The organism is Mesorhizobium argentiipisi (SeqCode), assembly GCF_037179585.1.
Taxonomy (GTDB): Bacteria; Pseudomonadota; Alphaproteobacteria; order Rhizobiales; family Rhizobiaceae; genus Mesorhizobium; species Mesorhizobium argentiipisi.
Map to the genome: position 1 here is coordinate 108,630 of NZ_JAPYKO010000002.1, position 15,563 is coordinate 124,192.

Here is a 15,563-nt window from a genome sequence, read left to right on the forward strand (position 1 = left end):
GCTCGTTCCTCCTCAGTGCTTCGTCGCGCGGATGGTTGCCCACACCGTGGCGGGCGTCGCCGGCATGGCGATGTCTACGACGCCGAGCGCATCGGTGATGGCGTTGATGACCGCCGGCGGCGAACCGATGGCGCCGGCCTCGCCGCAGCCTTTGACGCCGAGCGGATTGCCCGGGCATGGCGTGTTCGAGGTCGAGACCGCGAAGGACGGCAGGTCGTCCGCGCGCGGCATGGTGTAGTCCATGTAGCTTGCCGTCAAAAGCTGGCCGCCGTCGTCGTAATGCGCGCCTTCCAGCAACGCCTGGCCGACGCCTTGGGCGATGCCGCCATGCACCTGCCCTTCGACGATCATCGGATTGATGATGTTGCCGAAATCGTCGGCCGCGACGAACTGGATGATTTCCGTCAGGCCGGTTTCCGGATCGATCTCGACCTCGCAGATGTAGCAGCCGGCCGGGAAGGTGAAGTTGGACGGATCGTAGAAGGCCGTCTCCTTCAGGCCCGGCTCCATGCCGGCGGGCAGATTGTGGGCGGTATAGGAGGCAAGCGCCACCTGGAACCAGGGCAGGCTCTTGTCGGTGCCCGCGACTTTGACCTCGCCATTCTCGATGACGATGTCGCCCTCATCCGCCTCCAGCAGATGCGCGGCGATCTTCTTGGCCTTGGCTTCGACCTTGTCGAGGGCCTTAGCGACGGCCGACATGCCGACGGCGCCGGAACGCGAACCATAGGTGCCCATGCCCATCTGCACCTTGTCGGTGTCGCCATGCACGATCGAGACGGAGTCGATCGGCACGCCGAAGCGCTGGGTGACCAGCTGCGCGAAAGTCGTCTCATGGCCCTGGCCATGGCTGTGCGAGCCGGTGAGCACCTCGATCGTGCCTACGGCATTGACACGTACCTCCGCCGATTCCCAGAGGCCGACGCCGGCGCCGAGCGAGCCGACCGCCGATGACGGCGCCAGGCCGCAGGCCTCGATGTAGCAGCTCATGCCGATGCCGCGCAGCTTGCCCTGCTTGGCGGCGTCGGCGCGGCGCTTGGTGAAGCCGGCATAGTCGGCGGCCTTCATCGCCGCATCGAGCGAAGCGTTATAATCGCCCGCGTCATAGGCCATGATCACGGGCGTCTGATGCGGGAAGGACGTGATGAAGTTGCGGCGTCGAAGTTCCGCCGGCGACACGCCAAGCTCGCGCGCCGCGGTTTCCATCATCCGCTCGAGCACGTAGGTGGCCTCCGGCCGCCCTGCCCCGCGATAGGCGTCGACGGGCGCCGTGTTGGTGTAGACGGTGCGCACATTGGCGTGGATCGCCGGGATGTTGTACTGGCCCGACAGCAGCGTGGCATAGAGATAAGTCGGCACGCAGGACGAGAACAGCGACATATAGGCGCCGAGATTGGCGATGGTATCGACCTTCAGCGCAGTGATGCGATTGTCCTTGTCGAAGGCTATCTCCACCGTCGAGACATGGTCGCGGCCATGCGCGTCCGAAAGGAAGCTTTCGGTGCGGTCGGCGACCCATTTGACCGGAACGCCGGTCTTCTTCGATGCCCACAGGCAGACGATCTCTTCCGGATAGATGTAGATCTTGGAGCCGAAGCCGCCGCCGACATCGGGCGCGATCACGCGCAGCTTGTTTTCCGGCGCGACGTTGTAGAAGGCGCTCATTACCAGTCGCGCGAGATGCGGGTTCTGCGACGTCGTCCAGCAGGTATAATGGTCCTCGGCCTTGTCGTAGTGCCCGAGCGCCGCGCGCGGCTCCATCGCATTCGGCACCAGCCGATTGTTGACGATCTTCATGCGCGTGACATGGGCTGCCGACTTGATCGCCGCGTCGGTTGCCTTGCCGTCGCCGAGCTCCCAGTCGAAGATAAGGTTGTTCTCTGCCTCGGCATGGATCTGCGGCGCGCCGGGTTGGATGGCTTTCGTGGCATCGACCACGGCCTTCAGCTCCTTGTAGGTGATCTCGACCGCTTCCGCCGCGTCGCGCGCCTGGCCCTTGGTGTCGGCGACGACGATGACGACCGCATCGCCGACATAGCGCACCTTGTCGACGGCTAAAGGCGACCACGCGCCCATTTTCATCGGCGTTCCGTCCTTGGAGTGGATCATCCAGCCGCAGATCAAATTGCCGATGCCGTCGGCCTTGAGCTCCTTGCCCGTCAGGACGCCGACGACGCCCGGCATCGCTTGGGCATTTTTCACGTCGATCTTCTTGATCTGCGCATGCGCGTGCGGACTGCGCACGAACACGGCATGCTTCATGCCGGGGACCACCATGTCGTCGACATAGCGGCCGCCGCCGGTGATGAACCTCTTGTCTTCCTTGCGCGCCACGCGGGCGCCGACGCCTTCGATACCCATAGGAATTCCTCCGGAATTTTAGGGGAGTAGTGAGTAGCGAATAGTGAGTAGGAAAGATTGGAGTAGCGGTCGGTCACAGTGACGCCGACCATTCGCTACTCACTATTCGCTACTCACTACTCACTCATCTCACGCAGCCTGCTTCGCCTTGCCCTTGGCGCCCCTCGCCATCGTCTCCGATGCGGCGAGAATCGCCTTCACGATGTTGTGGTAGCCCGTGCAGCGGCAGATGTTGCCATCGAGCTCGGCGCGCACCGTTGCCTCGTCCAGGCCTTCCGGATGGCGCGCGATCATGTCGGTCGCCGTCATGATCATGCCCGGCGTGCAGAAGCCGCATTGCAGTCCGTGATACTCCTTGAACGCGGCCTGCACCGGATGCAGCCCTGCGCCATCCGCCAGTCCCTCGATGGTGACGACGGTCGAACCCGAGGCCTGCGCGGCAAGCATCGTGCAGGATTTCACCGCCCTGCCGTCGACATGCACGACGCAGGCGCCGCATTGCGATGTATCGCAACCGACATGCGTTCCGGTGAGGCCCAGATGCTCTCGCAGGAAATGCACCAGCAACGTTCGGTCCTCGGCGCTCCCGCTGACCCGCCTCCCGTTCACAGTCAACGACACGTCCGACATGCAACCTCCCTGGGTATCAACCTTGGTCATTGCCGAATGCCGCGCTTGTGCTTCGGCAGTGCGTTGTTCGCGCACCGTACAATGCGCAAAACAGCGCTGCCAGCGTCGGTTGCATTGTACTTTCGGTCATAGCAAAGCACCACGCGCCCCAGCGACCGGCCCATTGCCAAAACCGGGATTGAAGGCAAAGATGCCTTCGACGCGCGCGTGCCCGACATAAAAGACACGCATAAGCCAGCGTTGGGGGAATTGCGGAGAAGGCAGCTGGCCAGTTCGAGCACACGCTATGCATCGGGCCTTTCAGCGCTCACCACGGATGAGCCGGACCCAAATGCCTTTGCCCGGGCCATCGCGGCCGAAGCGGCGATCGTCGATGCCGGCTTCGCGCTTCTGTTCTTCTCCCAAAGCCTGGTCGACGCGGCGGCGCTCGCGCAAGCGCTAAAGGTCCATGCGCCGTCGCTCGCCTATGCCGGCTGCTCGACTGCCGGCGAAATCACGCCGCAGGGACTGGAGGAAGGGCATGCCCTTGCCCTGCTTTTGCCGTCGGCGTCGTTTTCGACCGTCAGCACCATGGTCGAGAACCTCTCCTCCTCCGGCATGGACGGGATTACCGGCAAGGTCGTGGAGCTCAGGCGCCTGCTGCGCGGCCGCGCCGGCCGGGAGCGGGCGAAGAGCGTCTTCGCCCTCTGCTTCATCGACGGGCTTTCCTACGCCGAGGAAGCGGTGACCTCGGCCATCCACTGGGGGTTGGATGACATCCCGCTGATCGGCGGCTCGGCGGGCGACGACCTGAAATTCGAGACGACCAGTCTGATCTCGAACGGCAAGGTCACTTCCGACAGCGCCATCATCGTGCTGGTCGCGACAGAGATTCCTTTCCACGTCTTCAAGACCGACAATTTCATCCCGACCGACGAGAAGCTGGTGGTGACGGCATCCGACCCCGACCATCGCATCGTGCGCGAATTCAACGCCACCAACGCGGCGGAGGAATATGCGGCCTCCGTCGGCATCGTGCCGCAGACGCTGACGCCGCTGAGCTTTGCCTCGCACCCCGTGGTGGTGAAGGTCGGCGGCGAATATTACTGCCGCTCGATCCAGCGCATGCACCCTGACGGCTCGCTGTCCTTCTTCTGCGCCATCGACGATGGCGTGGTGCTTTCCATCGCCCAACCGAAGAACATGGTCGAAGCAACCCGCGCGGCGCTTGAGGATGTCGAGCACCGGCTCGGCGGCATTGACATGATCCTGGGCTTCGACTGCGTGCTGCGCCGGCTCGATGCCCGCAACCGCCAGGTCCACCGTGAAATTTCGGAACTCTACCAGACCAACAAGGTGATCGGCTTCGGCACCTATGGCGAGCAGTATCGCTCGATGCACCTCAACCAGACTTTCACCGGCATCGCCTTCGGCGAGCGCCAGGCGGCTGAGTGAGCGAGATGCCGCTTCGCGACATCGACGACCTCGAAAGGTTGAAGAAGATCAATGCCGCGTTGGTCAGCCGGGTCGAGCGCTCGATGGACCAGCAGGGCAATGCCTTCTCGCTGTTCCAAACCGCGATTTCGCTGGAAAACCGGGTGCGCAACCGCACCGAGGAATTGCACGCCACGCTGCGCCGGCTCGAGCAGTCGAACATCGACCTCAGCGCGGCGAAGGAGAGCGCGGAACTCGCGAACCTCTCCAAGACCAGATTTCTCGCCGCCGCCAGCCACGACGTGCTGCAGCCGCTGAACGCTGCGCATCTGTCGGTCTCGGCGTTGGCCGAGGTCCAGACCGGCGACGAAGGCAGGAAGCTGGTGCGCCAGGTCGAGCGCTCGCTGGAGACGATGGAAGATCTTTTGCGCACCCTGCTCGACATCTCCAAGCTCGACGCCGGTGTGGTGCAACCGGAAATCGTCGACATCAGCTTGGAGACGCTGTTTTCCTCGCTGCGCTCGGACTTTTTGCCCGAGGCGGACAAGAAAGGCTTGTCGCTGAAGTTCCGGCCGGTCAACGTCGTCGTGCGCTCCGACCGCACACTGCTTAGACGTATCCTGCAGAACATCCTTTCCAACGCGCTCCGTTATACCCGCTCCGGCGGCGTGCTGGTCGGCACCAGGCATCGCGGCGACACCATCCGCATCGACGTCGCCGATACCGGCTGCGGCATCCCCGAAGACCAGCGCGAGGCGGTCTTCGAGGAATTCCACCGCGGCACCTCGACGCTTGCCGATGCCGGGCTCGCCGGCGGGCTTGGCCTCGGCCTCGCCATCGTGCGCCGCATGGCGGCCGCGCTCGGCCACCCGGTAACCTTTTCCTCGAAGGTGGGACGCGGCACCATCTTCCACATCGACGTACCGATCGGCATGGCAGCCGAACCGGTGGCGGCCGTCGCCGACATGGACCGCCCGCGCGGCTACGGCCTGTTCGGCACCAAGGTGCTGTTGGTCGAAAACGACGCCGACGTGCTCTCAGCCATGACCTCGCTGCTGGAGCGCTGGCAGTGCCAGGTGCGTGCCGCCACCTCGACCGACGATGCGCTCGACCTGCTCGGCGACACCGCCTGGGTGCCCGACATCGTCATTGCCGACCAGCATCTCGACGGCGGCGACCTCGGCACCGCGACGATCGCCGAGGTGCGCGACTATCTCGGCCGCCCCGTACCGGCGCTGATCGTTACCGCCGACAGCTCCGAGTTCGTCGCCAAGGCCGCCCGCGCCGCCGGCATAGAGCTGATGCGCAAGCCGCTGAAGCCGGCGCAATTGAGGGCGCTGCTGGCGCATTTGTTGGCTTAGAGAGGCTATCCAATGAACCAGGCTTGTGGGAAGTCGATAGTCCTCTACAGCCTGTTGTCCCGCCAGGCATAGAAATAGCGTTGAACCCTCAAAATCGGCGGAAAGCGGTCCGGCAACGCCCGCCACTGACAGCCCGTTCAGGCGATATAGAGGAGCGCGTCCACAACCGCCCGCAGCTCGGTCGTACGCCTTAGCTCCGGACAGGAACGGCTCGATCAACGCCCATCCCGGTCCGTCATTGCATTTGCATCTCGATGCCCCGTGCGGCAATACTGCCGCCGGGTAGTCTCCGTCCGACGCATATTGTGATTCCGCTCAAATCTAGACAGCTCAAGCGAATCACAACGGACGAGGCCACTCAACAGCGTCCACCCCCAATCTCGAGTTTCGGGTCAGGCTCTTACAGAGATCGGATATTGTAATGGCGACGGAGAAAATCGACAAACCAGAGGATTTCATAAATTCCTTTTCATTCCACGATGTTAGTTTAGATAGAATAAGTATCGATTTCGATAGTCAGACCGCGAAGCTGGCCACACCGGACATGAATTGGAATTACGAAGGCAGCCACGGATATGTTAAGAGACCGTGCAGATTAATATTTGGTGGCACGACCGCGTACTTCATAGATGTTGTTGATTTGGACGGAGTAAGAATAGGAGACATAAGCGCAAACATCATGGGAGATTTGATTTCAGCAAATATTAACCTTAACCTTGGGGGCGGGAGCTCTAGCTGGGGGAGAGATCATGGCAGTATTAGTTTTATGTTTAAAACTCTTGAAATAGCCGACATGTAATTACCATTCTCTGCCGCCACGGGAGTCTATCTCACCGAATGGAACGGAGGAATTACGGTGACAGTGCACTTTTCATCCGCCCTCAAAACCCCGCTTGGTCCCTGAACAGCTCCGCATTGTCGAGCTTCGACACCTCGATCACCGCTTGCGTGCGGCTGTAGACGTTGAGCTTGCGCAAGATCTCCGAGACGTGCGCCTTCACCGTGGTCTCGCCCACCTGCAGCTCATAGGCGATCTGCTTGTTGAGCATGCCCTGGCGCAGCATCTGCAGGACTCTCAGCTGCTGCGGCGTCAGCCTGGCCAGGCGCTGCACCATGTCGGCGCGGTCGGTGCTGTCGGGGTCCGGCGGCTGGCCCTCGTAATTTTCCGGCACATAGACCGCGCCTTCCATCACCGAACGGATGGCGGCGGCGAGATCGCTCTTGCGGGCTGATTTCGGGATGAAGCCGGCGGCCCCGTAGGACAGCGCCTCGGAGATGATCTTCGGCTCCTCATAGCCCGACACGATCACCACCGGCAGCCGCGGGTAGCGGGTCCTCAGTTGCAACAGCCCCTCGAAGCCATGCACGTCGGGCATGCTCAAATCGAGCAGCGCGAGGTCGAACGGCTTGGCGTCGGCAAGAAGCTCGATCGCTTCGCCGATCGAACGCGCCTCGACCGTGTCGACGTCCGGATAGGCCATCTGCACGGCGCTGTGCAGCGCCTCGCGAAACAGCGGGTGGTCGTCGATGATCAGGAAGCGGGCGCGATCGTTGACGGCGGTCATTGCTCAGGATCAGGCATCGGTTCGGTTTCAGCCGGCACAGGATAGTCCCATGAACCATGGCCAGATTATTGGCAAATAGTATACGCCCAATGGTACAGCGCATTGTCACTGAAACGAAAGGCCGATGCGGGACGTCGAGTCTTGCCCGCCCGGCAAAATCGGCGGAAGGTGGGCACGATTCAAGCCAGCGCAGAGAAAAATCATGCCAGAATTCGTCCTTCCGCCGCCGGCGATTGCCTCGGTTGCCGTCACAGGCTCGGCGGAGCGGTTTGCCGTGCGCCGCATCTTCTGCGTCGGCCGCAATTACGCGGCGCATGCGCGCGAACTCGGCAATGACGAGCGCGACCCGCCCTTCTTCTTCACCAAGCCGGCCGACGCGGTGGTCGACAGCGGCGCCGAGATTCCCTATCCGCCTTTGACCTCGAACCTGCATCACGAGATCGAGCTGGTCGTTGCTGTCGGCAAAGCCGGCTTCCGCGTTCCGCGCGAAGACGCACTCGCCCATGTCTGGGGCTATGGCGTCGGCGTCGATCTGACCCGCCGCGACCTGCAGGATCAGGCCAAGAAAGCTGCCCGTCCCTGGGATTGGTCGAAGGCGTTCGACCAATCCGCGCCTTGCGGCGCGCTCGTTCCGGCCGCGAAAACGGGACATCCGGACAAAGGCCGCATCTGGCTTGCCGTTAACGGCGCGGTGAAGCAGGACGGCGACCTCGCCGAACTGATCTGGCCGATCGCCGACATCGTCTCGATCTGCAGCGAGGCGGTCGAGCTTCGGCCCGGCGACCTGATCTTCACCGGCACGCCGGCCGGCGTCGGCGCGGTCCAGGCGGGCGACAGGATCACCGGCGGCGTCGACGGCATCGGCGAGATCGCAGTGACCATCGGGCAGCCGAGGCCATGAGCGACCTCGTCCTTCACAACTACTACCGCTCCTCCACCTCCTACCGGGTGCGGATCGCGCTGGAGATGAAGGGCCTGAGCTACACTTATGTGCCGCACCACTTGCGCCATGGCGAGCATCTCGAGCCCGCCTATCGCGCCGTCAACCCGCAAGGGTTGGTGCCGGCGCTGGTTCTGGACGGCGGCACGCTTCTGACCCAGTCGCTGGCGATCATCGAATATCTCGACGAGATCCAGCCGGAGCCGCCGCTGCTGCCGAAAGATGCGCTGGGTCGGGCTCGCGTCAGGATGCTGGCGCAGATGATCGCCTGCGACATCCACCCGGTGAACAATTTGCGCGTGCTGACCTCGCTGCGCAGTTTGTTCGGCGCCGGCGACGAGGACGTCGTCAACTGGTTCCGGCACTGGGTGAACGAAGGTTTCCAGCCGCTTGAGAAGATTCTGGCTTCGTCGCCTGAGACCGGAACCTTTTGCCACGGGGATGCGCCGAGCCTTGCCGACATCTGCCTCGCCGCCCAGGTTACCAGCAATGCCCGCTTCGGCGTCGACATGGCGCCCTACCCGGTGATTGCGCGCATCAACGCCGCCTGCATGGCGCTGCCGGCGTTCCAGAAGGCTGCGCCGCAGAACCAGATCGATGCCGAATAGGGGAGCCAAAGACGCCGAGGAGGCCAAGGCACTCGCCGACATCGAAGAGTACGGCTGCCATATCCTCTATGTGCTGGAGGAGGACGAGCATCCGCCCTTCGCCTACTCCGTCGGGATCGAGCACAATTTTGGCGTCCCTGAATTGGTTGTGATTGGGCTCAAGCCGGAGCTTTCGCTGATCATCATCAATGAGTACTGCAGACGCGTGCGCGGCGGCGAGAGCTTCCGCGTCGGTGAGCGGGCATCGGGTTTCCTGGGAGGCGGCTTCGATTGTCAGTTCGGTGCGGTCCATCCGGACCACTATCCCGAATATTTCGGTTGGGATATCTGGTTCTACGACGGCCCGGATTTCCGGATTTTGCAGCTAATCTTTCCAACAACCTCCGGCGTTTGGCCATGGGATGCCGAAGCCGACGACTGGCTTCGCAAACGGCAGCGCCTTCTAGACCAACCACCGTTGCCCCCTTAGTTCGGATCGTCGTCCAACCACTTGCCATTGAACCGAGATATATGGAAGCAATCCTATGAAAGCCGTTGTCTTCGAGAAATTCGGCGAGGCGCCGACGATCCAGACCGTGCCCGATCCGAAGCCGGCCGCCGACGGCGTGGTCATAAAGGTCGAGGCTACGGGTCTTTGCCGCAGCGACTGGCATGGCTGGATGGGCCATGACGAGGGCATCACGCTGCCGCACGTCCCCGGACATGAGTTGGCTGGCGTCGTCGTCGCCGCCGGCAAGCAGGTCGGCCGCTGGAAGGCCGGCGATCGCGTCACGGTCCCCTTCGCCGTCGGTTGCGGCCGCTGCTTCGAATGCACGTCGGGCAACCATCAGGTCTGCGAGCATCAGACGCAGCCGGGCTTCACCGGCTGGGGCTCGTTTGCCGAATATGTCGGCATCGAGCACGCCGACACCAATCTGGTGCGCCTGCCCGAGGAGATGGAGTTCGCCACCGCGGCCAGCCTTGGCTGTCGCTTCGTCACCTCCTTCCGGGCCATCGTCGACCAGGGCCGGGTGACGCCGGGCGAATGGGTCGCGGTGCATGGCTGCGGCGGCGTTGGCCTCTCGGCGATCATGATCGCCAGCGCCATGGGCGCCAACGTGATTGCCATCGACCTCACCGACGAGAAGCTGGAATTCGCCAAAAAGATCGGCGCGGTGGCGACCATCAACGCCTCGACGACGCCGAACGTCGTCAAGGCCGTCAAGCAGATCACCAATGGCGGCGCGCATATGTCGATGGACGCGCTTGGACATCCGACCACTTCGTTCAACTCAATCTCGAATCTGCGCCGGCGCGGCCGCCATGTTCAGGTCGGGCTGATGCTTGGCGAGCATGCCCGCCCGCAAGTGCCGATGGACAAGGTGATCGCCTTCGAGCTCGAAATCCTCGGCAGCCACGGCATGCAGGCCTACCGCTATTCCGCGATGATGGACATGATCCGCACCGGCACGCTGAAGCCCGAATTGCTGGTGGGCAAGAAGATCAGTCTCGAGGAAGCGCCTGCCGCGCTGATGGCGATGGGCGGCTTCGAGGGCATCGGCATCGGGGTGGTGACGAAGTTTTAGTAGGCGCTTACCGCGCGAACTTTTTCGCCCCGAACACGCAGGCCACGACGCCAAGCGTCACGACCACCATCATCGGACTGACCTGCTCGTGCAACAGGCTCGCCGCCAGCGCCAGGCCGAAGAAAGGCTGCAGCAGCTGCAGTTGCCCGACGGCGGCGATGCCGCCTTGCGCGAGGCCGCGATACCAGAAGATGAAGCCGATCAGCATGCTGAACAGCGAGACATAGGCAAGGCCGATCCACGCGCCCGAACCGACGGCCGCGAAAGATGGCGGCAGCGTCGCGAAGCTCAACGCCAGCATGACCGGCAGCGACAGCGCCAGCGCCCAGCAGATCACCTGCCAGCCCCCGAGCTTGCGCGACAGCTTGGCCCCTTCGGCGTAGCCCAGCCCGCAGACGATGATGCCGCCGAGCATCAGGCCGTCGCCGACCGGCGAGGCGGTCACGCCTTGCGCCAGGGCAAAGCCGGCGACCAAGGCGCTCCCCAGGCACGAGAACAGCCAGAAGGCCGGGCGCGGATGGTCGCCGCCACGCAGCACGCCGAAGATCGCGGTCGCCAGCGGCAGCAGCCCGACAAAGATGATCGAATGCGCGGAAGTGACATGCTTCAGCGCCAGTGCGGTCAGCAGAGGGAAGCCGACCACGACACCCAGCGCAACGACGGCGAGCGAGATCAGGTCGCTGCGCTCCGGACGTTTCTCGCGGAACAGCAGCAGCATCGCAATCCCGAGCAGACCGGCGATCGCAGCCCTGGCCGCCGTCAGGAAGGTCGGGTCGAAATCCATCACCGCCACCCGCGTCGCCGGCAGCGACCCGCTGAAGATCAGCACGCCGATGAAGCCGCTGAGCCAGCCGTCGAAACTCTTGTCCATGATCTGCTCCGTTTGCGCTTCCGTACGGCGCAGGCCATGGTGTCGCCAGAGACAATGGAGTACAATTCCACAAAACTGTAATGGTCGACAGAGAAGTACAGATGGATGGATCGGGCCCAAATCCCAGCGGTGCCACCCTCGTCGAAACCGTCATGGCGGCAATCCGCCAGCGTATCGCGGCGCGCATGCTGACGCCCGGCGCCCGCCTGCCGTCAATACGGGCCATGGCCAAATCCATGCAGGTTTCGAAATCGACCGTGGTCGAAGCCTATGACCGCCTCGCGGCGGAAGGCACGATCCGTTCGCGCCCGGGCTCGGGTTTCTACGCCGCCGGCCAGCTTGCGCCATTGTCGCTGGCCGAGATCGGCCCTCGGCTCGACCGCGCCGTCGATCCGCTCTGGGTCTCGCGGCAGTCGCTCGAAGCGGGGGAGGAGATGCTGAAACCCGGCTGCGGCTGGCTGCCAGCGTCCTGGATGCCGCAGGCCGCCTTGCGCCGGGCGCTGCGCACCGCTGCCCGTGCCGACGACGTGGCGCTTGCCGATTACGGCACGCCGCTCGGCCTCCCGCCGTTGCGCCAATTGCTAGCAAGGCGCATGGCCGACCATGGCGTCGAGGTCTCGCCGGACCAGATCATGCTGACCGACTGCGGCACCCAGGCGATCGACCTTCTGTGCCGCTTCCTGATCGAACCCGGCGACGCGGTGCTGGTCGACGATCCTTGCTATTTCAACTTCCATGCGCTGTTGCGCGCCCATCAGGCCAAGGTTGTCGGCGTGCCTTACACGCCTTCGGGGCCGGATATCGAACTCTTCGCCGAGGCACTCGCCGAGCACCGGCCGCGCCTCTACATCACCAATTCCGGCATCCACAACCCGACCGGCGCGATCCTGTCGCCGGTCACCGCGCATCGGCTCCTGAAACTCGCCGACCAGGCCGACCTCACCATCGTCGAGGACGATATTTTCGCCGACTTCGAGCACAGCCCTGCCCCGAGGCTCGCGGCCTTCGACGGGCTGCAGCGCGTCATCCAGATCGGCTCCTTCTCCAAGACGCTGTCGGCCTCCGTGCGCTGCGGCTTCATCGCGGCACCAGCCGACTGGATGGAAGGCCTGACCGATCTCAAGATCGCCACTACATTCGGCGGTGCGCGGCTGTCCTCGGAGCTCGTGCTGACCCTGTTGAAGGACGGCAGTTACCGAAAACATGTCGAGCAGTTGCGCACGCGCCTGTCGCGCGCCATGGCCGAGACCGCCGGCAGGCTGAAGGCGATGGACATCACGCCCTGGATCGACCAGCCTGCCGGCATGTTCCTCTGGTGCCGCCTGCCCGACGGTATCGACGCTGCCGATGTCGCGCGCCATGCGCTTTCGGACAATGTCGTGCTGGCGCCCGGCAATGCCTTCAGCCTGTCGCACACCGCCGGCCACTTCATGCGCTTCAACGTGGCCCAGTGTGCCGACGAGCGTATTTTCAGGGTGCTCGAAAAGGCGATAGCCGCGTCTCGTCGCAAGGCCGCATAGTCTGGGCTGGGTCTCAGCAGGCCTTACGCCCCTGCCCGCTTGCGGCGCTCATACATCATCACCAGCGTCTCGGCGGTCAGCGCCGGCTTCTGCTCGCCTTCGATCTCGACGGTGTTGGCCGCCTTCATCAGATACTGGCCGGGGCCGAGATCCTCCATGGAAAGCAGCGTAGTGCGCAGCCTGATGCGCGCGCCGGCCTTGACCGGCGCCAGGAAGCGCACCTTGTCGAAGCCGTAATTGAAGGCGGCCTGGGTATTTTCCGGCACGATGCCCATCTCCAGCGCCAGCGCGCCGATGATCGACAAGGTCAGATAGCCATGCGCGATCGTGGTGCGGAACGGGCTCTGCCGTTTCGCCCTTTCGGGATCGACATGGATCCACTGGTGGTCGCCCGTGCACTCGGCGAACTGGTCGATGCGCTGCTGGTCGACCGTCGTCCAGTCGGACACGCCGAGCTCCTGCCCGGACATCGTACGCAACTGTTCGAAGGTCGGCGGCGTTCTCGGCCGTGTTTCCGTCATTCCGGCTTTCCCATCACTTTTTGCCTGTCTCCCGACCATGAAGCGGCGGCCTCTGTCAATTCGCCGCCCCGCGATTTTCGCCGGTAGAGTTGATGCTTTGGGGCGGGCCGAGAACGCTCGGACGCCTGCGCCGGTTGCATCGCATGTCGGTCGATGGCCCGAATCGCCAGGTAGCCTATTTCTTTTCGTAGCCGGCGCGGATTTCCGCCATCGCATCCCGGATCCGGTCGCGCAGGATCTCGATCGATTCGGTGCTGGATTTGCGCACAAGGTCAGCCACTTCGCTGGCATTCTTCAGCGTCGTCTCGAACGACCTTCGGGCAAATTCCGCCTGCCTGCTCATCAGCTCCTGCGGATTGCCGGGCGTCTGGTAGTTCTGCGCCATCCGCGCGATCTCATGCAGCGCATTCTGTACCATCTCATGCTGCCTCGCCAGCACCGAGGAAGCGCCGGCCGCACCAGCCCTCGCCGACTTTTCCAGGGCTTCGAGGTTCTTGCGGTGATGATCGAGGATCGCCTGGACATCGACATTCGGCAGCTTGAGGTCGCGGCCGAACCTGCTGAACATGTCGAGAAAGGAGTCTGACTCCGGTTGTTTTGCCATGCCCTGCCTCCCGTTTTGCCGCCTTTGCGGCGTCCCCAAGAGCAATTCCAGGAAAGTGTTACGGTTTTCCGCCCGGAATTGCGTAAAGCAAAGAGATAAAGGGAGAATAGTGCGTGCCGGGCCGGCGTCAATTGACGAGGAACAGCCGCTCCGCCGTATAGAGCGCCAGGCCGGCTAGCCCGCCGATGATCATGCCGTTGAAACGGATATATTGCAGGTCCCTGCCGATATTCGTCTCGATCAGCCGCGTCAGCTGCGCCAGGTCCCAGCGCTTGACCTGGTCGGCGATGAATGTCGACACCCCGCTCTTCTGGCTTTCCACGAAGGAAGCCAGCGCCACGACAAAACCCTGGTTCATGTCGGCCCTGATCTGGGCGTCGTCGGCCAGATGCCTGCCGACCTCGACGAACATGTTGGCGAGGTGCTCGCGGATCGTCGAATTCGGCGCATTGGCGTCCTGTTCGATGAACAGGCGCAGGCTTGTCCACGCGTCGCCGGCCAGCGCCCTCACTTCCGGACGGCCGAGGAAATCGCGCTTCAGCTTCTCGGCCCGCCTTGCATATTGCTTCGAGGTCCTGAGCCGTCCGATGAAGCCAAGCGCGAAACCGTCGAATTCGGCGCGCATCGGATGGTTGGGATCGGCCCTGACCTCATCGAGCAGCGAGCCTGCCGAAGCGACGATCTTCTTCAAGAGATAGGCGTCGGCGCGAAACAGGTTGAACAGCGACGGCAGTTCCTCGCGGATCTTTTCGCGCATCGTTGCGAGTGCCTGCTCGTCATTGAGGAAACGCCCGACGACCCTGATGAACTCGTCGAACAGTTTTTGGTGACGGCGATCGTCGGTCAGCGCCGACAAAAGCTCCGCCGCAAGCGGCGCCAGCGGCACCTTTTCGATCTGCTCCAGCATGCGGCTGGTGACGAAGTCGCGCAGGCCGGATTGCTCAACCGCAGTTAGCGTCTGCGGCACCAGCCGCGCGACGAATCGCGACAGGTCGGCGGCGCGTTCGGCATCGGCGAGCCAGTCGGCGACCAAAGCGGCGAAATCGACCTCGGCGAGCTTTTCGCGCACCGGCTCCGGCGCCAGGAAATTGACTTCGATAAAACGACCGAGATTGTCGGCGATGCGGTGCTGGTTCTCCGGAATGATCGCGGTGTGCGGGATTGGCAGTCCGAGCGGCCGCCGGAACAGCGCCACCACGGCATACCAGTCGGCGATGCCGCCTATGGTCGCCGCCTCGGCGAAAGCCGCGACGAAACCGAGCCATGGGTAGCTGCCCTCGAAGGACTTGGCGAGCGCAAAGACGAGGATGGACAGCGCAAGCGCTGCGGCGGCGATGGACTTGGTCCGCCGCAATGCCGAGAGCTTTGCTTGCGCATCGGCGTCGAATCGAACCGGCGCAAGGGCCGGGGCTGACTGTGACATGGAAAGGCCGTTTCCTGTTTGCACCCGCCTTTATCTAGTGGCTGCCCCGCCAAAACGCTTGCTCGAAGCTTGGGAGGCATCGCTGGCCGCCAAAGCGCAGGTATGCACGAAAAGTTGACACGATTGTTCAGCTATGTACCGGTCCAGTCTGGAATTGTTCCAAACTATGGGCCATATTCGG

Annotated in this window: 15 protein-coding genes and 1 pseudogene; 8 read left to right on the forward strand and 8 right to left on the reverse strand. The window is 63.3% G+C overall.

Features of this window, described 5'->3' with window-relative positions:
• Positions 1-12: 12 nt before the first annotated feature.
• Positions 13-2,361, reverse strand: coding sequence for a xanthine dehydrogenase family protein molybdopterin-binding subunit (locus tag O7A05_RS03455; protein WP_337091555.1), 2,349 nt, complete (start codon positions 2,359-2,361; stop codon positions 13-15).
• A gap of 129 nt (positions 2,362-2,490) precedes the next feature.
• Positions 2,491-2,991: a (2Fe-2S)-binding protein gene (locus O7A05_RS03460; RefSeq protein ID WP_337091556.1), complete on the reverse strand. Its 501-nt coding sequence runs from the start codon at positions 2,989-2,991 to the stop codon at positions 2,491-2,493.
• A gap of 207 nt (positions 2,992-3,198) precedes the next feature.
• Between O7A05_RS03460 and O7A05_RS03465 the strand changes: the two genes are divergently transcribed.
• Positions 3,199-4,425, forward strand: coding sequence for an FIST N-terminal domain-containing protein (locus tag O7A05_RS03465; RefSeq protein WP_415926948.1), 1,227 nt, complete (start codon positions 3,199-3,201; stop codon positions 4,423-4,425).
• Between the two features lie 5 nt (positions 4,426-4,430).
• A complete protein-coding gene (locus O7A05_RS03470) occupies positions 4,431-5,765 on the forward strand; it encodes an ATP-binding response regulator (protein ID WP_337091966.1) in 1,335 nt (444 codons plus the stop codon).
• A 59-nt stretch (positions 5,766-5,824) separates the two neighbouring features.
• Here O7A05_RS03470 and O7A05_RS03475 read toward each other — a convergent pair.
• Positions 5,825-6,067, reverse strand: a pseudogene (locus tag O7A05_RS03475) (transposase); the annotation flags it as partial.
• A gap of 119 nt (positions 6,068-6,186) precedes the next feature.
• Here O7A05_RS03475 and O7A05_RS03480 point away from each other — a divergent pair.
• Positions 6,187-6,564 carry a hypothetical protein gene (locus O7A05_RS03480; RefSeq protein ID WP_337091557.1) on the forward strand — a complete coding sequence of 126 codons (378 nt, stop codon included), beginning with the start codon at positions 6,187-6,189 and terminating at the stop codon, positions 6,562-6,564.
• A gap of 82 nt (positions 6,565-6,646) precedes the next feature.
• Here O7A05_RS03480 and O7A05_RS03485 read toward each other — a convergent pair whose 3' ends face one another.
• Positions 6,647-7,330: a response regulator transcription factor gene (locus tag O7A05_RS03485; protein ID WP_337091558.1), complete on the reverse strand. Its 684-nt coding sequence runs from the start codon at positions 7,328-7,330 to the stop codon at positions 6,647-6,649.
• 202 nt (positions 7,331-7,532) lie between these two features.
• Here O7A05_RS03485 and O7A05_RS03490 point away from each other — a divergent pair, with 202 nt between their 5' ends.
• Genes O7A05_RS03490 through O7A05_RS03505 form a run of 4 tightly spaced genes read left to right on the forward strand, consistent with a single transcriptional unit; the run spans position 7,533 to position 10,443 of the window.
• Positions 7,533-8,231, forward strand: coding sequence for a fumarylacetoacetate hydrolase family protein (locus O7A05_RS03490; protein WP_337091559.1), 699 nt, complete (start codon positions 7,533-7,535; stop codon positions 8,229-8,231).
• Complete coding sequence (maiA, locus tag O7A05_RS03495; protein WP_337091560.1) at positions 8,228-8,878, forward strand: maleylacetoacetate isomerase; 651 nt, start codon at positions 8,228-8,230, stop codon at positions 8,876-8,878. The genes O7A05_RS03490 and maiA overlap by 4 nt, the downstream gene beginning before the upstream one ends.
• Entirely contained in the window at positions 8,868-9,347 is a 480-nt protein-coding gene (locus tag O7A05_RS03500) for a DUF4262 domain-containing protein (protein WP_337091561.1), read from the forward strand. The genes maiA and O7A05_RS03500 overlap by 11 nt, the downstream gene beginning before the upstream one ends.
• A gap of 55 nt (positions 9,348-9,402) precedes the next feature.
• Positions 9,403-10,443 carry a zinc-dependent alcohol dehydrogenase family protein gene (locus O7A05_RS03505; RefSeq protein WP_337091562.1) on the forward strand — a complete coding sequence of 347 codons (1,041 nt, stop codon included), beginning with the start codon at positions 9,403-9,405 and terminating at the stop codon, positions 10,441-10,443.
• 7 nt (positions 10,444-10,450) lie between these two features.
• Here O7A05_RS03505 and O7A05_RS03510 read toward each other — a convergent pair whose 3' ends face one another.
• Positions 10,451-11,314, reverse strand: a complete 864-nt coding sequence (locus O7A05_RS03510) for a DMT family transporter (RefSeq protein ID WP_337091563.1) — start codon at positions 11,312-11,314, stop codon at positions 10,451-10,453.
• Positions 11,315-11,415: 101 nt separating this feature from the next.
• Between O7A05_RS03510 and O7A05_RS03515 the strand changes: the two genes are divergently transcribed.
• Positions 11,416-12,834: an aminotransferase-like domain-containing protein gene (locus O7A05_RS03515; protein ID WP_337091564.1), complete on the forward strand. Its 1,419-nt coding sequence runs from the start codon at positions 11,416-11,418 to the stop codon at positions 12,832-12,834.
• Between the two features lie 23 nt (positions 12,835-12,857).
• On the opposite strand, the gene O7A05_RS03520 is transcribed toward O7A05_RS03515, so the two are convergent.
• From O7A05_RS03520 to O7A05_RS03530, 3 genes are all read right to left on the reverse strand, one after another.
• Complete coding sequence (locus O7A05_RS03520; protein ID WP_337091565.1) at positions 12,858-13,355, reverse strand: MaoC family dehydratase; 498 nt, start codon at positions 13,353-13,355, stop codon at positions 12,858-12,860.
• A 175-nt stretch (positions 13,356-13,530) separates the two neighbouring features.
• On the reverse strand, positions 13,531-13,959 hold the full coding sequence (locus O7A05_RS03525; RefSeq protein WP_337091566.1) for a phasin family protein: 429 nt from the start codon (positions 13,957-13,959) through the stop codon (positions 13,531-13,533).
• A 127-nt stretch (positions 13,960-14,086) separates the two neighbouring features.
• On the reverse strand, positions 14,087-15,382 hold the full coding sequence (locus tag O7A05_RS03530; RefSeq protein ID WP_337091568.1) for a DUF445 domain-containing protein: 1,296 nt from the start codon (positions 15,380-15,382) through the stop codon (positions 14,087-14,089).
• Positions 15,383-15,563: the final 181 nt, after the last annotated feature.